General features: G+C 64.7%; 21 protein-coding genes. 12 read left to right on the top strand and 9 right to left on the bottom strand.

Annotated features, from left to right (window positions below):
* Positions 1 to 118: 118 nt before the first annotated feature.
* On the top strand, positions 119 to 322 hold the full coding sequence (locus AADJ04_RS08025) for a hypothetical protein (protein WP_198847859.1): 204 nt from the start codon (positions 119 to 121) through the stop codon (positions 320 to 322).
* Between the two features lie 50 nt (positions 323 to 372).
* A complete protein-coding gene (locus AADJ04_RS08020; protein ID WP_341239292.1) occupies positions 373 to 1,224 on the top strand; it encodes a hypothetical protein in 852 nt (283 codons plus the stop codon).
* Positions 1,225 to 1,265: 41 nt separating this feature from the next.
* On the opposite strand, the gene AADJ04_RS08015 is transcribed toward AADJ04_RS08020, so the two are convergent.
* Positions 1,266 to 2,699 carry a diguanylate cyclase gene (locus tag AADJ04_RS08015; protein WP_341239291.1) on the bottom strand — a complete coding sequence of 478 codons (1,434 nt, stop codon included), beginning with the start codon at positions 2,697 to 2,699 and terminating at the stop codon, positions 1,266 to 1,268.
* 181 nt (positions 2,700 to 2,880) lie between these two features.
* Between AADJ04_RS08015 and AADJ04_RS08010 the strand changes: the two genes are divergently transcribed.
* The 4 genes from AADJ04_RS08010 (at position 2,881) to AADJ04_RS07995 (ending at position 7,325) form a co-directional block, all read left to right on the top strand.
* Entirely contained in the window at positions 2,881 to 4,080 is a 1,200-nt protein-coding gene (locus AADJ04_RS08010) for a threonine ammonia-lyase (protein WP_341239290.1), read from the top strand.
* Between the two features lie 74 nt (positions 4,081 to 4,154).
* Entirely contained in the window at positions 4,155 to 4,298 is a 144-nt protein-coding gene (locus tag AADJ04_RS08005; RefSeq protein ID WP_167336948.1) for a hypothetical protein, read from the top strand.
* 82 nt (positions 4,299 to 4,380) lie between these two features.
* Positions 4,381 to 5,088, top strand: a complete 708-nt coding sequence (queC, locus tag AADJ04_RS08000) for a 7-cyano-7-deazaguanine synthase QueC (protein ID WP_341239289.1) — start codon at positions 4,381 to 4,383, stop codon at positions 5,086 to 5,088.
* Positions 5,089 to 5,453: 365 nt separating this feature from the next.
* Positions 5,454 to 7,325, top strand: coding sequence for a phosphoenolpyruvate carboxykinase (GTP) (locus AADJ04_RS07995; protein WP_341239288.1), 1,872 nt, complete (start codon positions 5,454 to 5,456; stop codon positions 7,323 to 7,325).
* Between the two features lie 249 nt (positions 7,326 to 7,574).
* On the opposite strand, the gene AADJ04_RS07990 is transcribed toward AADJ04_RS07995, so the two are convergent.
* Entirely contained in the window at positions 7,575 to 8,015 is a 441-nt protein-coding gene (locus AADJ04_RS07990) for a hypothetical protein (protein ID WP_341239287.1), read from the bottom strand.
* Between the two features lie 128 nt (positions 8,016 to 8,143).
* Here AADJ04_RS07990 and AADJ04_RS07985 point away from each other — a divergent pair, with 128 nt between their 5' ends.
* The 3 genes from AADJ04_RS07985 to AADJ04_RS07975 all read left to right on the top strand — a co-directional run bounded on the left by AADJ04_RS07985 (position 8,144) and on the right by AADJ04_RS07975 (position 10,567).
* Positions 8,144 to 9,103, top strand: coding sequence for a LysR substrate-binding domain-containing protein (locus AADJ04_RS07985; RefSeq protein ID WP_341239286.1), 960 nt, complete (start codon positions 8,144 to 8,146; stop codon positions 9,101 to 9,103).
* 67 nt (positions 9,104 to 9,170) lie between these two features.
* On the top strand, positions 9,171 to 10,019 hold the full coding sequence (locus AADJ04_RS07980) for a metallophosphoesterase (RefSeq protein ID WP_341239285.1): 849 nt from the start codon (positions 9,171 to 9,173) through the stop codon (positions 10,017 to 10,019).
* Positions 10,020 to 10,144: 125 nt separating this feature from the next.
* Positions 10,145 to 10,567 (top strand): universal stress protein, encoded by a 423-nt coding sequence (locus AADJ04_RS07975; RefSeq protein ID WP_198847867.1) that lies wholly within the window; start codon positions 10,145 to 10,147, stop codon positions 10,565 to 10,567.
* 81 nt (positions 10,568 to 10,648) lie between these two features.
* Here AADJ04_RS07975 and AADJ04_RS07970 read toward each other — a convergent pair whose 3' ends face one another.
* The gene (locus AADJ04_RS07970) at positions 10,649 to 11,263 is read right to left on the bottom strand and encodes a TetR/AcrR family transcriptional regulator (RefSeq protein WP_142085230.1); all 615 of its coding nucleotides are present in this window, start codon (positions 11,261 to 11,263) and stop codon (positions 10,649 to 10,651) included.
* A 131-nt stretch (positions 11,264 to 11,394) separates the two neighbouring features.
* Entirely contained in the window at positions 11,395 to 12,306 is a 912-nt protein-coding gene (locus AADJ04_RS07965; protein ID WP_341239284.1) for a LysR family transcriptional regulator ArgP, read from the bottom strand.
* Positions 12,307 to 12,425: 119 nt separating this feature from the next.
* Between AADJ04_RS07965 and AADJ04_RS07960 the strand changes: the two genes are divergently transcribed.
* A complete protein-coding gene (locus tag AADJ04_RS07960) occupies positions 12,426 to 13,763 on the top strand; it encodes a D-amino acid dehydrogenase (RefSeq protein ID WP_341239283.1) in 1,338 nt (445 codons plus the stop codon).
* 39 nt (positions 13,764 to 13,802) lie between these two features.
* Positions 13,803 to 14,366, top strand: a complete 564-nt coding sequence (locus AADJ04_RS07955) for an NAD(P)H-dependent oxidoreductase (RefSeq protein WP_142085224.1) — start codon at positions 13,803 to 13,805, stop codon at positions 14,364 to 14,366.
* 60 nt (positions 14,367 to 14,426) lie between these two features.
* Here the strand turns inward: AADJ04_RS07955 and AADJ04_RS07950 are convergent, their stop codons facing one another.
* Positions 14,427 to 15,575 (bottom strand): M14 family zinc carboxypeptidase, encoded by a 1,149-nt coding sequence (locus AADJ04_RS07950; RefSeq protein WP_341239282.1) that lies wholly within the window; start codon positions 15,573 to 15,575, stop codon positions 14,427 to 14,429.
* Positions 15,572 to 16,363, bottom strand: a complete 792-nt coding sequence (locus AADJ04_RS07945) for an alpha/beta hydrolase (protein ID WP_341239281.1) — start codon at positions 16,361 to 16,363, stop codon at positions 15,572 to 15,574. The genes AADJ04_RS07950 and AADJ04_RS07945 overlap by 4 nt, the downstream gene beginning before the upstream one ends.
* A 99-nt stretch (positions 16,364 to 16,462) precedes the next feature.
* Here AADJ04_RS07945 and AADJ04_RS07940 point away from each other — a divergent pair, with 99 nt between their 5' ends.
* Positions 16,463 to 16,984, top strand: coding sequence for a flavin reductase family protein (locus AADJ04_RS07940; protein ID WP_312779850.1), 522 nt, complete (start codon positions 16,463 to 16,465; stop codon positions 16,982 to 16,984).
* Between the two features lie 88 nt (positions 16,985 to 17,072).
* Here AADJ04_RS07940 and AADJ04_RS07935 read toward each other — a convergent pair whose 3' ends face one another.
* The 3 genes from AADJ04_RS07935 to AADJ04_RS07925 form a co-directional block, all read right to left on the bottom strand.
* Positions 17,073 to 18,572 (bottom strand): DUF4832 domain-containing protein, encoded by a 1,500-nt coding sequence (locus AADJ04_RS07935; protein WP_341239280.1) that lies wholly within the window; start codon positions 18,570 to 18,572, stop codon positions 17,073 to 17,075.
* Positions 18,573 to 18,794: 222 nt separating this feature from the next.
* The gene (locus tag AADJ04_RS07930) at positions 18,795 to 19,547 is read right to left on the bottom strand and encodes a hypothetical protein (RefSeq protein WP_341239279.1); all 753 of its coding nucleotides are present in this window, start codon (positions 19,545 to 19,547) and stop codon (positions 18,795 to 18,797) included.
* A gap of 155 nt (positions 19,548 to 19,702) precedes the next feature.
* The gene (locus AADJ04_RS07925) at positions 19,703 to 20,116 is read right to left on the bottom strand and encodes a hypothetical protein (protein WP_341239278.1); all 414 of its coding nucleotides are present in this window, start codon (positions 20,114 to 20,116) and stop codon (positions 19,703 to 19,705) included.
* Positions 20,117 to 20,258 lie beyond the last annotated feature (142 nt).

The following is a 20,258-nucleotide window of genomic DNA, read 5'->3' as shown; positions in this document are numbered from 1 at the left end:
GGCGCGGGCAGCGAGTACCATTATTTGATGATTACTTTTGAGACACCACACTAGCATTCGCTAGAAGAGCCCATTTTTCTTCAAAATTCCGCCCCCCCCCCCGTAAGATGGCCCCGCCATGATCGACCAACGCCATCGCCAGAACCTCAATGCCTGGCGCGACAGCGGCGCGGTGCAGCTGGCGCCCGTCACCATGCTGCTGGGCAGCAACTCGTCGGGCAAGTCCACGTTGCTGCAGAGCCTGCTGCTGCTCAAGCAGACCGTGGCTTCGCCCGACCGCACCATCCACCTGAACCTGGGCGGGGACGAAGCCAACGACTAATTTCACTTTGGCGGCTTTGATGCGGTGCTGGCACGCGGCGCAGCCGCGCCGTGGCCATCCAGGCGCTGGAACTGGCCACCGTGGCGCGGCGCTTTCGGGCCGTGCGCCCCGAGCGCGACTATGTGTGGAACAAGACCGCCCCGGGGGATGTGGGCAGCGACGGCCACCAGGCCATCGACGCACTGCTGGCCAACGCCCTGCTGCCGTCCGAGCACCAGGGCAGCGTGCTGCGCAGCGTGTCGCACTGGCTGCAGCGCATGACCGACCTGGCCGACCGCAAGATGGTGGCCGCCGCCCTGGCCGCGCTGGACGCGGGCAACGCCACCCGGATTACCAACGCCGCCGACACCGACTGGATCGACTGCCAGCAGGCCCTGCACGCCGTGGGGCTGAAGGTGGAAAACCTGCTGCCCGACTGGCTGCAGGCACGCTGGCGCCAGAAACACCCGCCCCTGCGGCGCGCAAAAATAAGAGGATCTATGCCCGATTTCTTCCGCTTCCCCCACACCCCCCACATCGCCTGGCTGGCCACGGGCGCGCCGCGCGACGACGCAACGCCTGGGCCGCAGAGATGGGCTTCAAGACCGTGCCGCGCCTGTACGCGGGCGAAGTCACACTGGACCAGTTGCGCGACTGGGTGCACGCCCACGACAGCCAGTTCCGCCAGGGCCACCTCGAAGGCATCGTGGTGCGGCGCGAGAACGCTGACTGGCTGGAAAACCGCGCAAAACTGGTGCGCGCGGACTTCACGCAGACCATCGAAGCGCACTGGAAGAGCCGGGCGCTGGAGTGGAACCGGGTGGTGTGAGCGACAAGACGCCGCTGATGCACACGGCGCAGTGATTTACATCAAAATGGCTTCTAGCGCTTATGCAGCAAGCGCCAGCAGCTATCATTTTTGACACGCCCACCACGCATGGCATGTGCCCCCGCCATGTGCAGATCAGCCCGCAGCGGCCGGGCCCGGCGCACACTGGATCCGGTTACGGCCCTCTTCCTTGGCCCGGTACATTGCCGCGTCGGCCCGGTCAATCACTGCGTTCTGGCTTTCATCACGCCCACGGAAGACCGCCACGCCAATGCTGGCGGTGCATTCGTGCCGGATGGCCGGGGCGGAGGGCGCGGACTGCAGCACGTAGGGCTCGGCCAGGCGGGTGCGAACCTTCTCCGCGATGGCGACCGCCTGTTCGGCGGCCTCGCCGGGTTGCGTGCTCAGTTCGCACAGCAACACAACGAACTCGTCGCCGCCAAAGCGGGCCACGGTGTCGGCTTCGCGCACGCAGGCTTTCAGGCGCTCGGCCACTTCGATCAGCAACAAATCGCCCACACCGTGGCCATGGGTGTCGTTGAGGGGTTTGAAGTTGTCGAGGTCAAGGAACAGCAGGGCGCTATGGCGCTGGCTGCGCTTGCTGGTCGACATGGCCTGCTCCAGGTGTTCCAGCATCAGGCGGCGGTTGGCCAGGTGGGTCAGGGGGTCGTGGAAGGCGAGCTGGTGGACCTGTTCTTCCAGGCGCTTGCGCTCGGTGATCTCGCGGGTGATGCCGTGGTAGCCGATGATCTCGCCCTGCGCGTTGCGGTCGGGCTTGGACAGCATCTCGCCCCAGATCAGGCGGCCGTCCTTGCAGCGGTGCTCCACCTGGAAGCGCAGGAATCTCTCCGTACCGCCTGCCGCGTCCTCCATCGCCCTGAGCCGAAGCATGCTCTTGATCACCTCGACACCTTCGTCGGTGAACATCTCGAAGACCGAGTGCCCCACCACCTCGTCGGCCCGAAAGCCCCGCAGGCGTTCGTCTGCCGGGCTGATGTAGGTGACGATGAGCCGGCTGTCTGTGCGCCAGAGCACATCCTGGGCGTCTTCGGTGAGCAAGCGATAAAGGGCCAGGCTTTCGTTCAAAGCCTGGGTGCGCTCGGCTACCAGTGCCTGCAATGCGCTGTTTTGCTCCTGCAGACTTTGGAGGGGGAACACCTCGCCGTCCTGCGCGCTTTGGTACGGGATGGAATAGCTGCAGTGCACGATCAGCCACTCGGCACCTTCCAGACGGAAGATCAGCACCAGCCGCGCCACCTCCCTCGACAGTTGGTGCCCGCCACTGGGCAGGTGGATGTGGAAGCAGGCGGTCGCGGCAACGACGTCGTCGCAGAGGTCCTGCAGCGCAAGGTCGAGCATTTCGATGCGGATGCGGCCCGGCACCTGCGCAAAGTCCTGCCGGGTGATGCGCACCCATTCCTCGCGGTCACGGATCAGCCGACTGCCGCTGCCGGGGTAGCCGGTGACGCTCTGGCTGAAGCGCGCGGTGAGCCGGTCGTCCCGTGCGGCGTACATCTCGATGTAATCGTCGAACAACTCGCGGATCTCGCGCTGGCGTTCTGGGTGCATGGTCAAAAAAATCCTGGTGCTCGGGCGTTTTCCAGGACAGCGGCCCTGGCTGCTGCAATGTCTCGCGACGATACGCTTTGTTACTTTACATCGCCACCCGCCATTGCAGCGAATGTAGGCGTGAGGCGTGTACCGCAAAAATGGACCTCGCCGTGCGACATTTATTGCCACAATGCCGCACATGATCACCCTTCAAGACATCCAGGATGCCGCACTGCGCCTACAAGGCCAGGTGCTGGACACGCCGTGTGTGGAATCCAGAACGCTCTCGCAGATCGTGGGCGCGCAGGTGTTCCTCAAGTTCGAGAACCTGCAGTTCACCGCTTCGTTCAAGGAGCGTGGGGCCTGCAACAAGCTCACGCTGCTCACGGCCGAAGAGCGAGCGCATGGCGTGGTCGCCATGAGCGCGGGCAACCACGCGCAAGGGGTGGCCTACCACGCGCAGCGCCTGGGCTTGCGCGCCGTCATCGTGATGCCGCGCTTCACACCCGGCGTGAAAGTGGAGCGCACGCGGGGATTTGGCGCCGAAGTCGTACTGCACGGCGACACGCTGGAAGAGGCCCGCGCCCACGCCTACATGCTGTCGGACACGCAGGGGCTGACGTTTGTGCACCCCTACGACGACGAGGCGGTGGCAGCGGGCCAGGGCACGCTGGGGCTGGAGATGCTGCAGGCCGTGCCCGACCTGGACACGCTGGTCATCGCCGTGGGCGGCGGCGGGCTGATTTCGGGCGTGGCCACGGCGGCCAAGGCGATCAAGCCAAGCATTGAGATCATCGGCGTGCAGACCGCGCGCTTTCCGGCCATGGTCAACGCGGTGAAGGGCACGCACCACCCGCAGGGCACATCCACCATCGCCGAGGGCATTGCCGTGGGCACGCCGGGCAAGATCACGCAGGAAATCGTCAAGCGCCTGGTGGACGACCTGGTTTTGGTGGACGAAGGCGACATTGAGCAGGCCGTGCTGATGCTGCTCGAAATTGAGAAAACCCTGGTGGAAGGCGCGGGCGCCGCAGGGCTGGCGGCGCTGCTGCGCTACCCCGAACGCTTCCAGGGCAAGCGCGTGGGCCTGGTGCTGTGCGGCGGCAACATCGACCCACTGCTGCTGGCCGCCATCATCGAGCGCGGCATGGTGCGCTCGGGGCGTCTCGCTCGCATCAAGGTCAGCGCACGCGATGTGCCCGGCGTGCTGGCGCGCATCACCGCCACGGTGGCAGACGCAGGCGCCAATATCGAGGAAGTGCACCACCAGCGCGCCTTCACCATGCTGGCCGCACAGAATGTGGAAATTGAACTGGTGCTGCAAACGCGGGGCAAATCCCACGTCGAGCAGGTGCTGGACCAGTTGCGCTCCGCCGGTATGGAAGCCGCGCTCATGTGAGCGCCACGCGGCACAACGCAACCCCGTGGCAGAACCGCTAGAATCGGCCAACTTTCAGCATTGGAGCAATCACCATGTCGGATCACACCTCGCACAACTCTTCCGAGCCATCGTCTGACCCCGTGGAAAACGTGGTCTCCGCCATGCCCGTGGTGCTCCCCGTGGTGGGCGGCATCATGATGTTCCTGCTGGCATTCATCGCCGTCAAGATGGCCTGAGGCATTGCTCACGCCCATCCCACCAGCCCCGCACTGCGGGGCTTTTTTTCGTCTGCACCCCGCTTTTTCGGAAGGATTTCCCATGCGCTCTGGCCACGCACTCGTCTTGTTCTCTGGCGGACAGGACTCCACCACCTGCCTAGCCTGGGCGCTGAGCCAGTTTGCGCATGTGGAGACCATCGGCTTTGACTACGGCCAGCGCCACCATGTGGAGCTGCAGGCGCGCCACGCAGTGCTCGATGCCATGCGCAGCCAGTTCCCACAGTGGAGCAGCAAGCTCGGCGACGACCACATGCTGGATCTGAGCGTGCTCGGCCACATCAGCGACACGGCCCTGACCAGCGAGACCGAAATCCAGATGACCGCTGCAGGCCTGCCCAACACCTTCGTGCCGGGCCGCAACCTGCTGTTCTTCCAGCTGGCGGCGGCCGTCGGCTACCGGCGCGGTCTGCACACCCTGGTGGGCGGCATGTGCGAGACCGACTTCTCCGGCTACCCCGACTGCCGTGACGACACCCTCAAGGCCTTGCAGGTGGCGGTGTCGCTGGGCATGGGCCAGCGCTTCACCATCGAGACCCCGCTGATGTGGCTGGACAAGGCCCAGACCTGGGACCTGGCTCGCACCCTGGGCGGCGACACGCTGGTGGACATCGTGCTGGAGCAATCCCACACCTGCTACCACGGGGTGCGCGAAGAGCGCCACGCCTGGGGCTACGGCTGCGGCACCTGCCCCGCATGCGCCCTGCGCAAGGCTGGATTTGAGCGATGGAACGCCACTCTGGCCCGCTGATCAAGACAAGGACCTGCTGGGGTGGCAGCAATCATGATGCATAACCCCATGCAATTTTTGCATTGTTTTGACCCGAGTCTGACAGACAAATGGGCGGCAGATTCATAAAATCGTCATCCCAGCCGACCCGCGGAATGCGTGGAGACGCCTCCAACCCGTGGGGCCTTCGCATGTTCTGCCCGCCGACTGAGCACAGGCGCAGGGCCTGCAAGTGCTTGTGAAGGCGGCATTTGCGGAGCTCTCTGTCGAAAAGCCGTTTTTTCAAAGGCAGCGCTCAGCATCGCAATTGCGCCAGGTCTTTGCCGTCGTGAACCGCCCGGTTCGCTTCCTTTGGAAAACCGTTTTTTCAACTTAGGAAGCTCCCGATGAACGCACCCACCATGCAGGGCCTGAATCTCAACGCCCCCGCTTACGTCAAAAACCCGCGCCTGCTGGCCTGGGTGGCCGATATGGCAGCCCTGTGCAAGCCCGACAGCATCTACTGGTGCGACGGCTCCAAGGAAGAGTACGACCGCCTGTGCGACCAACTGGTGCAGGCAGGCACCTTCAAGAAGCTCAACCCTGCCAAGCGCCCCGGCAGCTTCCTGGCCTGGTCTGACCCATCGGACGTGGCCCGCGTGGAAGACCGCACCTACATCTGCTCGGCCAAGAAGGAAGATGCCGGCCCCACCAACAACTGGATGGACCCTGCTGAAATGCGCGCCACGCTGCAGCCGCTGTTCGACGGCTGCATGAAGGGCCGCACCATGTACGTGGTGCCCTTCAGCATGGGCCCGCTGGGCAGCCACATCGCCCACATTGGCGTGGAGCTGACCGACAGCGCCTACGTGGCCGTGAACCAGCGCCTGATGACCCGCATGGGCAAGGCCGTGTACGACGTGCTGGGGGTGGAAGGCGAGTTCGTGCCCTGCATGCACACCGTGGGCGCGCCCCTGGCCGCTGGCGAGAAAGACTCCACCAGCTGGCCTTGCAACCCCAAGGTCAAGTACATCGTGCACTACCCCGAAACACGTGAAATCTGGTCGTATGGCTCGGGCTACGGCGGCAACGCGCTGCTGGGTAAAAAGTGCCTGGCCCTGCGCATCGCCTCCACCATGGGCCGCGACCAGGGCTGGCTGGCCGAGCACATGCTGATCCTGGGCGTCACCAACCCCGAAGGCAAGAAGTACCACGTGGCAGCCGCCTTCCCCAGCGCCTGCGGCAAGACCAACTTCTCGATGCTGGTGCCGCCCGAGGCCGGCTTTGCGGGCTGGAAGGTCACGACCATCGGCGACGACATCGCCTGGATCAAGCCCCATGCCGACGGCAAGATGTACGCCATCAACCCCGAGGCGGGCTACTTTGGCGTGGCCCCCGGCACCAACATGCACACCAACCCCAACTGCATGCGCAGCCTGGACAAGGACGTGATCTTCACCAACGTGGCCCTGACGGACGACGGCGACGTGTGGTGGGAAGGCATGGAAAAGGACACCGGCAAGCTGCCCGATCACCTGATCGACTGGCAAGGCAAGGACTGGACTCCGCAGATCGCCAAGGAAACCGGCGCCAAGGCTGCGCACCCCAACTCGCGCTTCACCGTGGCTGCCACCAACAACCCGGCGCTCGACCCCCAGTGGGACGATGCCAATGGTGTGGCGATCGACGCCTTCATCTTCGGCGGGCGCCGCTCCACCACCGTGCCGCTGGTAACCGAAGCCCGCACCTGGATGGAAGGCGTGTACATGGCCGCCACCATGGGCTCGGAGACCACCGCCGCCGCCTTTGGCGCCCAGGGCGTGGTGCGCCGCGACCCGTTCGCCATGCTGCCCTTCTGCGGCTACAACATGAGCGACTACTTCCAGCACTGGCTCGATATGGAGCACAAGCTCGAAGAATCCGGCCACACCCTGCCCAAGATCTTCTGCGTGAACTGGTTCCGCAAGGGTGAAGACGGCAAGTTCGTCTGGCCCGGCTACGGCGACAACATGCGCGTGCTCAAGTGGATGATCGACCGCATCGAAGGCCAGGCGCAAGGCCAGGAAACCATGTTCGGCGTGGCGCCACAATATGCCGAGATCAACTGGACGGGTCTGGACTTCAGCGCCCAGCAGTTCGCCGCAGTGACCAGCATCGACAAGGCAGCCTGGGCCGAAGAGTTCAAGCTGCACACGGCCCACTTCGAGCAGCTGGCGTACCACCTCCCTCAAGCGCTGCTGGACACCAAGGCTCAACTCGAAAAGCGTTTGTCTGCGTAAGCAGCTCCGCCAACACACGGCAGCCCGCGTTGGGCTGCCCAGCCAAAAAAGCTGACCCACCATGCGGTGGGTCAGCTTTTTTTCATGGCAAATTGAAACCTTATCCTGGCAGCGCTGAACTCCATGGGGAAGACCCGGCCTCGGCGTTTCGGCTCGATTCCACGGGCCCATGAAAAAAGCCATGGACGCTCAAGGCGACCATGGCTTTTTACAGAAAGTGGCAGTGTTGGTGCTGCCCTTCCTGATGGATCAGTAGTAGCGGCGAACGTCCTGCACGGTGGCAATGCCCATGGCGTGGTTCAGTTCAGCCATGACGCGTGGGTCTTGCATCGCCACTTGCCATGTGCGTGCGTCTTCGGCAGCGCGGCGACGGCGCTCAGCCCAAGCCTGGGTGCCAGCGCGCAGGGCAACGGCCATGCGGCGTGCGGGCAGGGTCAGCAGGGCCAAAGCGGCAAACGCCACCACCCACAGCACCACCCAGGCAGCCAGCAGGTGGCCTTCGCTCCAGGTGTCGATCACCTGGTTGGCCACCACCATCAACGCCGAAACCACCGCAGCCAGAAGCAACGAAGCAGCACCGCGCGCACCGTCGAAATTGTGTGCAATGTCCTTGATGGCGGCGGCGGCGTTTTCAGCGCGAACCACGCCAGGGTGTTCAGTGGGGTAATCAACGTGTGCGAAGCTGGTCATTTTGGTAGTCCCTTTTCAAACGCTTTTGGCGAGATTGCCGGGCGAATGCGTGAATCTTAGGGTTTACCCTTTATCTATTCAAATTTATATTTTGAATTTTTTACATTCATATCAGTGATGATTGAGAGATGACCTCACCACTGAACTTTCGCTCGTTCGATCTGAACCTGCTGCGTGTGTTCGATGAAGTGATGGCGGAGCGCAGTCTGACCAAGGCAGCGCACAAGCTTTCCATCACCCAGCCTGCCGTGAGCAACGCCATGCGCCGCCTGCGCGAGGTGGTGGGAGACGAGTTGTTGGTGCGCAGCGGCCAGGGGGTGGAGCCCACCCCCCGGGCGCTGGCACTGTGGCCCAGCGTGCGCGATGCGCTGGCGCTGCTGCAGGAGTCCCTGGCGCCCGGCAACTTTGAACCCGCCACGGCCACATCCACCTTTGTGCTGGCCATGGCCGACGCGACGGCCGCCACGCTGGTGCCGCCGCTGGTGCAAATCATTGAACGCGAGGCGCCGGGCATCTCCGTGCGGGTCTTGCCGCTCACCACCCGCGACCCCCGGCGGCTGCTGGACGAAGAGTACGCCGACATGGCCGTGGGCTACTTCCCTGCAGCCCTGGCCGACCTGACTGCCCGCGCCCAATCGGGCGGGGCCGTGGCCTACGACAGCCGCCGCCTGTACGACGGCGAGTACATGTGTGTAATGCGCCAGGGGCACCCGCTGGCCACGGGCGAGCTGAGCCTCGACACCTACTGCGCAGCGCGGCACATGCTGGTCAGCTTTTCCGGCCGGCCGTTTGGTTTCATTGACGAAGCGCTGGCCTCGCTCGGGCGCACCCGGCGGGTGGTCATCACCGTCAACCAGTTCTTCACGGCGGGCCGGGTGGTGGTGGGTTCAGACCTGCTGACCGTGCTGCCACGGCATTTCATCCCGGTGACGGGCATTGCCGACAAACTGGTGCAACGCCCCCTGCCGCTGAATGTACCTGCCGTGCACGTGGATGCCCTGTGGCGCCGACGCGGGCCGCAGGAAAAGGCCATGGAGTGGCTGCTGCATGCCCTGGCCCGATCAGCCCGCAGCATGTTTCGTGACTGACAACACCTGCAGGCCCACAGCACGCCTGAGAACCTGTCCAAAAGCCCTCACGGCCTACACTGCACCCATGAAGATTCAGCTGCTGTCCGACCTCCACCTGGAAGCCCATCCCCACTTTGTGCCAGAGCCCGCACCGGGCGCCGATGTACTGGTGCTGGCGGGCGACATTGGTTCCTACCAGGAAGGCGGCCAGCTGGGCGATGAAGATTTCGGCCTCGCCCGGTTTTCTCCATTACCCCAATGGGGTGCCTGGCCCACACCCGTGCTCTTCGTGCCGGGCAACCACGAATACGACGCCCAGGACTTTGACGAAGCCCACCAGCGGCTGCGGCGTACCTGCGACAAGCTCGGCATTGCCTGGCTGGAACGCGAAACCCTGGTGCTGGACCAGGTGCGCTTTGTAGGCACCACGCTCTGGAGCGACTTCGATGCGCTGGCCGACCACGAACAGACTGACTCGCTCACCCGGCGCCTGCAGCTGCGCGACAAGGCTTTCAGGGCGGCCAACTTTTACCTGCGCAAAACCGGCGGCACCCGCAGCGGTGAGCCCTTTCTGGCCGAACCCATGCGTGCGCAAGCCCTGGCTTGCCAGGAATGGTTGCAAGCGGCGCTGAGCACGCCGTTCGCGGGGACCACCGTGGCCGTCACGCACTTCGCCCCCAGCCTGCGCAGCGCAGACCCGCGCTACGGCCTGGTGCCCGGCACCGCAGGCTTTTGCAACGCACTGGATCACCTGCTGCCCCACGCGCAACTGTGGCTGCACGGCCACCTGCATGCGCCCAGCGATTACACCGTGAGCGGCACCAACCCAGCCACCCAGGAAGCCTGGCAATGCCGGGTGGTGGCGAACCCGCTGGGGTATGCCCGCAAGGGGGAACAGGCCACCTTTCAGAGTCAGCTCTGCCTCACCGTATGATCGGGAGCAAAGGCCTCTGACTTCTACGAAGGTCTTTTGGCGGCGCACGACGAAAAATATGACCCAGGTCAAGACAACAACCGCCTGCGCGCATTAGTCTGAACAACATCAACCTGGAGCTTTCCATGAACATTCTGCTTGCTGTCGACGGCAGCGCCTACACCAAGAAAATGCTGGCCTATCTCGCCACCCACGAAGACTTGCTGGGCGCCGGCCACAGCTATACGGTGTTGACAGTGCAGTCGCCCCTGCCCACCCGCGCACGCGCTGCCCTGGGCAAGGAAGTGGTGGACAGCTACCACGCTGAAGAAGCCGACAAGATCATGGCGCCGGTGGCCAAGTTCCTCGGCCGCCATGGCGTGGAAGCCAAGTGCATGTACAAGGTGGGCCCCGTGGGCGAAACCATCGCCAAGGTGGCAGACACCGGCAAGTTCGACCTGCTGGTGATGGGCTCCCACGGCCACGGCGCACTGGCCACGCTGGTGGTTGGCTCGGTCACTACGCAAGTGCTGGCCCACTGCAAGGTGCCGCTGCTGATCGTTCGCTAAGCGACGGCCCCGCGCCCCACCAAGCCCCGCCCTCGCGGGGCTTTTTTTTGCGCACGCAGCCACCGGACGGCGGCCCAAGGATCAGCGTGCGGACAGCCCGTCAAAACAGGTGCGCACCACCAGCTCCACGATCTCGGCGTCCGAGTACTGGCCGCCATCCTTGAGGAAGGTGACGACCGGATCGCAGGCGCGGGCGTACAGGGTGTACAGCACCACCAGGGGCGGCAAGGTGGGGTTGATCAAGCCCTGGCCCTGGGCCTGCACGATCCATTCCCCGATCTGGTCGCTGACAGTGACCAGCCCATTGAGGTAATCCTTGTTGGCCATGAGCACGGCACGCAGGCTGGAGTTGCGGCTGGGCAGCAGTGGCATCTCGTTGGTGATGAGCCGCTCCAGCGACCAGCGCACCAGCGCCTGCAGCTTTTCCACGGGTGGCATCTCTGCGGCAAGCCCATCAAGGTAAGTACGCACTCTCGCCAAAATCTGCACCATGGCTGCGCTGCATAACTCTTCCTTGCTGCTGAAGTGCTTGTAGAGGCTGGCCTTGGCGATGCCGACCGCGTTGGCCACGTCATCCATGGTCATGGCGTCATACGCCTTTTCGCCCAGCAGGCGGCAGGTGGCTTGCAGAATGGCTTCCTCGCGGGCGAGGTGCATCTGCTCTTTGAAAGAAACTTTGGTGGGCGGCGTCGACATGGCACGCATCTTATCCATTACGGTAAAAAAACAAATGCAGTAGTTGCATTACAACTACTACGTTCACGTCTTTACCGTCGTTTCGCCGACAGACCCATGCGTACGGATGCGAGCCAGTGCAGGCCAGCCGCTCAGGTCACCAGCGTGTTGGCCGCCGTCGCCTTCAGGGCTTCCGTCAGTGCGTCCAGCAGTTCTGATTCCAGGTTCCAGCAGTGCCAGTACAGCTGGATGGGCAGGAAATGCCCCGGCACCAAATCCACCAGGCTGCCATCGGCAATCGGGCCCCGGGCCAGCAGCTCGGGCATCACGCCCACGCCCCAGCCTGCCGACACAGCGCGCATCTGCCCCTCGGTGCTGGGCACGAACAGGTGGTTCAGCGCCACGCGCTTGAGCCCAAAGGTGCGCGCCACGAATTCAGCGGCCATGTCGTCCTTGCGATTGAACGACAGAAACGACACATCGCGAAAGTTGTGCGGCGTCAGCCCATGGGGCAGATGCTTGCGGGCAAAGTCGGCTGAGGCCACCGCCACATAGTGCATGGCGCCCAGCGGCACCATCTTGCAGCCGCGCAGCGCCTGCTTGAGCGTGGTGACGCAGCCCAGCACCTGGCCCGAGCGCAGCCATTCCTGGGTGAAATCCTGGTCGTCGGTGATGATTTCGAGCGGCAGGCGCTGGCGCACCAGGTCGTGCAGCGCGCCCATGGCCCAGGTGGCAATGCTGTCGGCATTGATGGCGATGGAGATGCGCTCGTCTTCGCGTGAGCCCCCCGGGGCGCTGGGGGCCAGCTCCTGCAGGTCGCGCTCCAGGTCGGCGCGCAGCAGGCGCAGCTGCTTGGTGTGCTTGAGCAGCAACTGCCCCGCGCTGGTGGGCTTGAGCGGGCGGCTGCGCACGATGAGCACCGAGCCCACCTGCGCCTCCAGCGCGCGCAGGCGTTGCGACACGGCGGATTGGGTCACGTTCAGGCGCTGGGCGGCGCGCTCAAAGCCGCCCTCCTCCACGATGGCGGCAAGGCATTCGAGGGCGGCGGGGTCGTAAGTGCTCATGGCTGAAACGCTGCAAAAGGGACGGAAAACAGGCGGCCCAACATTAGCTGCCCTGATGAATTTTGATTAAGTTTAATTTTGCTTTTTGTTCAGCGCAATGTGCCGCACACTGCGCCCTCATGAAAACCATTGTCCTCGGCGCCGGCATCATCGGCATCAGCACAGCGTGGCACCTGCTCGAACGCGGGCATGAGGTGGTCGTCGTCGATCGCCAACCCGACGCTGCCCTTGAAACCAGCTTTGCCAACGCGGCACAGATCTCGGTGAGCTATTGCGAGCCGTGGGCCAACCGCGAAGCGCCGCTCAAGGCGCTCAAGTGGATGTTCGACAAAGAGGCACCGCTGCTGTTTCGCCCGCAGTTCGACTGGGACCAATGGCGCTGGGGCCTGAAGTTTCTGGCGCAGTGCAACGACACCGCGTTTGAGCGCAACGTGCAGCAGATTGTGGCGCTGGGCGCCTACAGCCACGCGGCCCTCAAGGACCTGGTGGCCAGCACCGGCATTGAATACAACCGCCTCGAACGCGGCATCGCCCACTTCTACACCGACCAGAAATCGTTTGACGCCGCAGGCCACGCGGTGGAGCTGATGCGCAAATTCGGCGTGCAGCGCCGCCTGGTCAGCCGCGATGAGCTGCTGAAGATCGAGCCAGCCTTCAAGGCCTATGGCGACAAGATCACCGGCGGCACCTACACCAGCACCGACGAAAGCGGCGACGCCCGCGTGTTCACGCAAGAACTGGCCCGCCGCTGTGCTGCGCGGGGTGCGCAGTTCCTGTACGGGCACGATGTGCTGCGCCTGAACAAGATTGGCGATGCTATCGATTCTGTAGCTGTTATCGCACGCAACACGGGCGCTGGCGGCCAAAAAGACTTCATCCTCAAGGGCGATGCCTTTGTGGTGGCCTGCGGCTCGTACAGCGCGCCGCTGCTGCGCACCGTGGGCGTGGATTTGCCCATCTACCCCGGCAAGGGCTACAGCGCCACCTTCCCGCTGCTCAAACCCGAAGGCGCGCCCATGGTCTCCACCATCGACGACGGCAAGAAGATCGCCATGAGCCGCCTGGGCAACGTCCTGCGCGTGGCCGGCACCATCGAGCTGGGCGGCTTTGACATGAGCCTGGACAGCCCCGTGGCCCGTGCCCGCTGCCACATGCTGTCGCGCCGCATTGCCGAAATTCTGCCCGGCGTGTGCGACACCCGCACGCCCGAAGAAGGCGGCAACCCCCAGTACTGGACGGGCCTGCGCCCCGCCACGCCGACCAACATCCCCTTCATCGGCCAGACCCGCGTGGGCAAGCTGTGGGTGAATGCAGGGCACGGCACGCTGGGCTGGACGCACGGCGCAGGCTCGGGCAAGGCCATGGCCGAGCTGCTGAGCGGCGAAGTGCCCGCGATGAACTTTGGCTTTTTGGGCGTGCAGGCCCCGCGCGCGGTGCGCGGCGCCGTGGCGGCCTAGCGACGACGCACCCGGCATGCCGCAGCTACCATCGGCGGCATGTCGAACACCACACCGCATTACCTCTTTCTCACCACCTCCACCCGCGAAAGCGGCCACCTGGGTAACACCGAATGGCTGGCCCAGCAGGCCGCCGCCGCGCTGCCCGCGGGCACGGTGCAAACCTGGCACCACCTGGCGCGCATGAGCCTGCCGCCGTTTGTGGACCTGCGCCACACCGTGGGCACCTACCCCGCGCCCGAGGGCGATCTGAAAACCCTGCTCGACGCCACGCTGGCGGCCACGCACATCGTGTTCGTGTCGCCCGTGTACTGGTTCAGCATTCCTTCGCCGCTCAAGACTTATCTGGATCACTGGAGCGGCTGGATGCGCGTGCCTGGCCTGCCCTTCAAGGAACAAATGGCCGCCAAGTCGCTATTCCTCATCACCACCAGCGGCGACCGCGCCAAGGCCCAGCCGATGATCGACTCGGTAGAGCTGTGCGCCAAGTTCCTGTCCATGCCCTGGGGCGGCGCCCTGTGGGGCAAGGGCGGGCCGCCCGGTGCGGTGCAGGCAGATGCGCAGGCCGTGGCACAGGCTGCGCACTTTTTGCTACCAAAATAAGAGCTGCTGGCGCTTTCTACATCAGCGCCAGAGCCCGATTTCATGCAAATTCCACCCTGATCAACGCTGCAGGCCAGGTGGCTTCACCCCGGCCACGGCGTCGGCGCCCTCCAGCAGCCGGGTGTTCATCCAGTGGCGCAGGTCACGCCACATGGCGCGCACCTCGGCGTCCGGCGGCATGCGCAGGGCGTGCTCCAGCTCGATGGTGACCACGGGCACCCCCCGGTGCAGCCCACCGTAGTGCCCCAGCGAGCCGGGGAACACGCCCAGCTTGTCCATGCGCAGGCGGCCCAGCCGCAGCGGCGGGTCGTGGGGGCCGTCAAAGTCCAGCACGCCATAAGGCGCGTGGATGCTGACCACCAGTTGCGGCTGGAACTGGTCCATCTGCTGGTGCAAAAAGCGCGATTCGGGCTCGGACAGCGGCGTGTGGCCGGGCCAGCGGCGCGGGTCCTTGCGGGTGCGCTTTTCCCAGTACACCGGGGCTTCCTCGGCCCAGCCGGGCGTGGGGAAGTTGCGGTTCAGGTCCACACCGCCCGCATTCACGCGCGTGGGCTTGGGGGCCAGCAGGCCGTCGGGGTTCAGCACGGGGATGAAGCGCCAGTGCACGGGCGCTGGCTCGCCCGCATCCACCGCGCCTTCGGCCGCCGCCAAGCCAATCCAGCGCAGGGCCAGCGATGCGGCGGTGAGCTCGTCGCCATGCATGGCGCCCACCACCAGCACACGCAGCGGCTCTGCGTCGGGCTGGCCTTTGGCGGCAGCACCGGCGTGCGACGGCACATCCCGCCAATACAGCGGCGCCCCCTGGCGTGACAAGGCACCACTGGCCTGCAACCGGGTGGCCACGCATTGCGCGCGCGACAGCCCGGGCAAGCGCGGCAGCAGCGTGGTGCAGGCGGCCTCGGCCACCTCAGGCAAAAAAGGCTCTGCGACAGCCGTGACCGGCGGGGAAGCTGGGCTTGGAGGGCTGGCAGCACTGGCCGGGCGTGGCACGTCGGCCTGCAAGGCCCCCTTCTCAGCCTGGGCAGACAGCAGCGCCAGGCCCGAGAGCCCATCGCCCGCCCGGCCATACACCCCATCGGGCGCCGCCGTGGTGGGCCACAGTTGGGCAGGCCCCCAGCACGCGGCGGCCACGCAGCCTGCGGCCAGCAAGGTGAAACCCAGCCAGCGCACAGCAGATGCGGGGGCGGGCGTTGGTGCGGCGGCGTTCAATGCAGCACCCGCTGCGTGGCCAGAAAGTCGAGCAGTGCCGCGTCGAACGCTTCGGGGTTTTCCAGCTGCGGCCAGTGGCCAACGTGCGGCAGGCTCAGGTGCCGGGCATCGGGCATCAGCTGGGCCAGGGCTTCCAGCGCGGCGGGCGGTGTGCAATGGTCAGCCTCACCACCCACCAGCAAGGTGGGGGTGTGCACGTTCACCCAGGCCTGGGCCCAGCGGTCAAAACCTTGCATGGCCTGCAAGGCACGGCGGTAGGTGGCGGGGTGCACTTGCGCCAGCGCGTGTTCGGCCAGGCGCACGCCTTCGGGCAAGGCGCCGGGGCCAATGCACTGTGGCACCAGGGTCTGCGCCAACTGCTGCATGCTGCCGCCCGGCTGCTGCGCGGCGTCCAGCGCCCGCTCGCGCGGTGCCAGCCAGTCCTGCACGGCCTGGGCATCCAGCGCCGGGCCACCGGCACACAGTACCAGGCGGTTCACCACTTCGGCGCGGCGCACGGCCACTTCCAGGGCCAGCATGGCGCCCATGCCGTGGCCCACCAGGGTGACGGGGCCGCACTGCAGGGCCTCGATGAGTGCCACGCAGCTTTGTGCCAGGCCTTTGAAGGTGTAGGGCTCAATGGGCGCGCTGTGCCCATAACCGGGCATGTTCCACGCCACGGCGCGGTAGCCTGCGCTGGCCAGCATCTCCACTTGGGGGGCAAAGGTCAGGTAATCGCCGTCGGCGTCGTGCAGCATCAGCACCGTGGGGCCGGAGCCCAGGATAGAGAAAGTGGGAAGCAAAGCCATACAAAAAAGAGTGCCGGGTTGCCTGCGCCGCGCGCGCGCGCAGGTGGCACTCCATAATAGTTCCATCCCCCTTTGATGCCGGCCCCGCGCCCGAATTTTGTGAACAGCCCCCTGCCCCGCCCTGCCCTGGCACTGCCGCCCAGCTTTTCCTCGCGCGAATTTCGCAACGCGCTGGGCATGTTTGCCACGGGCGTGACCATCGTCACCGCCCGCAATGCGGCGGGCGAGCTGGTCGGGCTCACGGCCAGTTCGTTCAACTCGGTGTCGCTGGAGCCCCCGCTGGTGCTGTGGAGCCTGTCGCACGGCGCCAGCAGCATGCCCGCGTTTGCCAATGGCTCGCACTACGCCATCCACGTGCTGGCTGCTGACCAAAAAGCCCTGGCCGAACGCTTTGCCACGCGCGGCATTGACCGCTGGGCCGGCGTGGAACACCGCCCCGGTATCAACGGCGCCCCGTTGCTGGCCGGTGCCGCCGCCACGTTTGAATGCTTCAACCGCAGCCAGTACAAAGAGGGCGACCACACCATCTTTGTGGGCGAGGTAGAACGCTGCGAACACCGCGAAGGTGCTTCGCCCCTGCTGTACCACGGGGGCAAGTTTTATACCGAGCACCCGCTGTAGGGCACGCCCCCTTTTACCTTGCTATTGATTCAATAGCTGCCTGCGCTGATTGTATAAGCGCTGGCGGCTATTTTTGCTTCAAACCCTGTCACTGCACCTGCAGGGTCGTCCCCAACGCCAGCCGCCCCGTACTCGCCTGCCACTGCACGCCTGTCACGACGTTGTCGGCATTGGCAAAGCGCACGGCATAGGCGGGGGTGGCGGCCAGTGCGCTGGCGGCATCGGGTGCACCGATGTGCACGCGGTAGCTGCCGGGGGCCAGGGTGGCGGGCAGCGTGACCTCGCCCGCCCATTGCAGCGGCTCGCCGGGGCTGGCCTGGCGCAGATCGGTGCCCGCCAAAGGCAGCGTGGTGGCCACGTTGGTGGCGCTGACCAAAGTCAGCGCCAGATTGCGCGCATTCAGCGGCCGGGCCCAGCCCTGGTTGCTGAGGGACACCTGCCAGGCCAGCGAACCGCCCGGCGTGGCTACGGCCCCGTGTGTCACGGTCTGCAGCTGCAACCGGTAGCCCAGCTTGCGCGATACCTCGGCCATGCAGCCGCCCGCCTGCCACTGGGCGAAGAAGCCTTCGTAGTAGTCGCGGTTCAGGTAGGTCATGTGGTACGCCGCACCCTCGCGCAGGATGTCCTCGCAGGTCATGCGGGCCTGGGCCGCCACGGGTGGGGCACAGGTTTCGCCCCCCGCGCCCGTGGTGGCGCTGGCTTGCTGGGCATAGGTGCGCAGCGCGGCAGACTGCTGGGGCGTGCTGGCCCAGTAGGTGCCCACGTCGTCGGGGCTGGCCAGGAAGCAGTCGTTGTGCTGGCCAATGCGCGCCGCCGCGGGGGGGCTGGGCGCCAGCAATTGTTCCAGCGTGGGTGGCGTGGGGTACCACGCCGCCAGATCGCCGGGGTAGCGCACCTGCAGCTGGCGGCTGGCGGGCACGGCCTGCAGCAGCGCATCGCGCACGGCCGCCTTGTTGGCGGGGGTGGTGAGCTTGTTGGACGAGGTATGCCACTCGCCCCAGGCCCCGATGAAGCCGCCCTGCACCGCAGCAATCACATCCGCATTGGCCTGCAGCACCGGCTGCAGCTGGGTGATGTGGCGCTTGACGCGCGAGAGCGTGGCGTCCTGCGCGTTGAGGTAGTCGGACTCGGTTTCAGGGTAGTTGTAGGCAAACCGCACCACGGCCTTGAGGCCCTGCTTGCGCAGGTTGGCAAAGCCCGTGTTCAGCTTGGTGAGGTAGTTACTGGGCAAATCCCGCGTGCGGTAGGCGCTCAAATCGCCCGGGGTGTAAACGAGCCGCTGGCCGTCTGCCACCACGTAGGCGAGCGAGGTGGCGGTGATCTTGGAGGGGTCGGTCGCAAAGCGGTAGAAGCCGCGCTCGGGGTTGGGGAAGTCCAGGTCCGACGGAGACAGGCTGACCTCGACCATCGGCACAGCCAACGAGGCCCTGGCCACCATGGCCTGGGGCACCTGCACCTGCGCGGGCGGCGCCCCCGGGCCGCCAAACGAAATGGTGACGCCGTCGTTTTCGGCCGAGCCGCCGCAGGCTGCCAGCGCTGAAGAGCCCAGGGCCAGCACGGCCCACTTGATGGTGGTTGATTGGTTCATGCGCCCCTCCGCAATGGTTGCCGCATTGTTGCGCCAATGCACCCATCACGCCAGAGGGCTGGCAGAGTGCAATCTTGAACAATGGCAACAGGCAGGGTTCAGCGCCAGGGTGAAGACGACTGTATCGGGTGTGTGCATGGCGCCCCACTTGGAGCCAGCCAATGCTGCGCGGCCCCATCGCGCTGCACACAGTGGCTGTAGGGAGCAAGGATGAGCGCCGTGCTAGGCCTCATTTGCGCTGGTGTTGAGAGCACCCTGGAACTGCATAAGCAGGTCTTCTCTGGATGACGTGCGCAGGAAGCGCGCCAGGTTATCCACAAAGAAAGCTCGCTCGGATGGAGGGCATTCGGCTTGAAGCAACCATTCAACGACCACTTGGCCGGAACCTTTTCCCTGAACCGCAAGCAGGATGAAAGACCAAAACCAAAGGCAAGTACTGGAGGTCAGGTCGTCTGCGAGATGGATGCGAAGAAGCGTCTTCGTCACTCGATCGAGAAGCGCCGAATCGCCGCTGAGTTCCAGAAACTTCTGTTGCTTCTTGAGCATGCCCGGCATATGCGAAAAGGAGTTCGCATACCTCCAGAACTTCAGAGGTTCCGATTGCGACTCATAGGTGATCGGCGGTACTCCAGCAAGCTCACCGCGGTCATCCGAGCCAAAGAGAAAGAGTCCCATCGGCCTTGGCATGGAGCAATAGGGGTAGCCGCGTTGGAACCATGGCTTGAGACGCGCATAGGCTTCCAGCACGACGTCGAATTCGGCGGCTGACTTCACCAGGGGGTAATGGTTCAAGCGCAGCAAGTGGAAATACAAATCGACGCGCCCATTCCGTGGCAATAGTTTGGAGGCTTGTGCCACCAGTGGTGTGATTCTGTGGTGGTTGCTCGGGAAATAGGAGCCTTGATCACCCCTTGGGTAATGGAGAGATTCATCTTCGATGAACTGCTCAAGAATCTCTGTCTTCGAACTTGTCATGCGGAAGTCCTCTTGACCTAACCACCCATGCGGGCCGCCAGTGGCAGACGGGTGGGTTTGGATGAAATTTCAGGCTCCATCTGGAACATAAACAGGGTTGCTGAGCACTGTATTCTCGAAATGCCGTTGCTTGGTTGCGAGAACCGAAAGCGCGTTCAATGCGGACGAATCGGCTGGAAATGACAGAGCCAGTTGCCCGACATGAATGGTGACCGGGGGTCTGCAGTGGCCAGCCATCGGCGCACGAGAAACAGAGAATATGGATCGTCAAAGTCCATGTTTCCCGCCCGAAAAACCACTTTGCGCCGCGGATGTTGTTCCAGCATTCCAACGCCATCGATCACCGCCATGGAATCGCTCAGACCCGCCTCAATGGAGAACGGGGCATATCCGGGAATGTCCAAATTCGTGGCCGCGGCATCTGAAACTCTGATGGCGAGTTCGATACCAGGGGTGTCCCAGCAGCGAACAAGGCTCAACATCCAATCAGGATCGGCACCGTACTTCAGCCACGCGCATTGCTTGTCGTAGCCAGCGAACCATTGGGGAGAGCGACGCGGAATGGTCATGGGGTATCGAACGTGTTGTGAAAGGCGCTTCGGGTCGAAGCTTGCCAGCTTCAATACCCAGGCGCAGAGATTCTGCGAAACCCGCAGCCTCCGTCAAGCGCAAAAAAGTCGGACTCGGTCAGGGCGCTGGCGATCAAGCCCC

The sequence above is a fragment of the uncultured Acidovorax sp. genome (assembly GCF_964021665.1).
Taxonomy (GTDB): domain Bacteria; phylum Pseudomonadota; class Gammaproteobacteria; order Burkholderiales; family Burkholderiaceae_C; genus Acidovorax; species Acidovorax temperans.
Note: the sequence above shows the minus strand (reverse complement) of the source record. Positions and strands in the feature narration are given on the sequence as shown.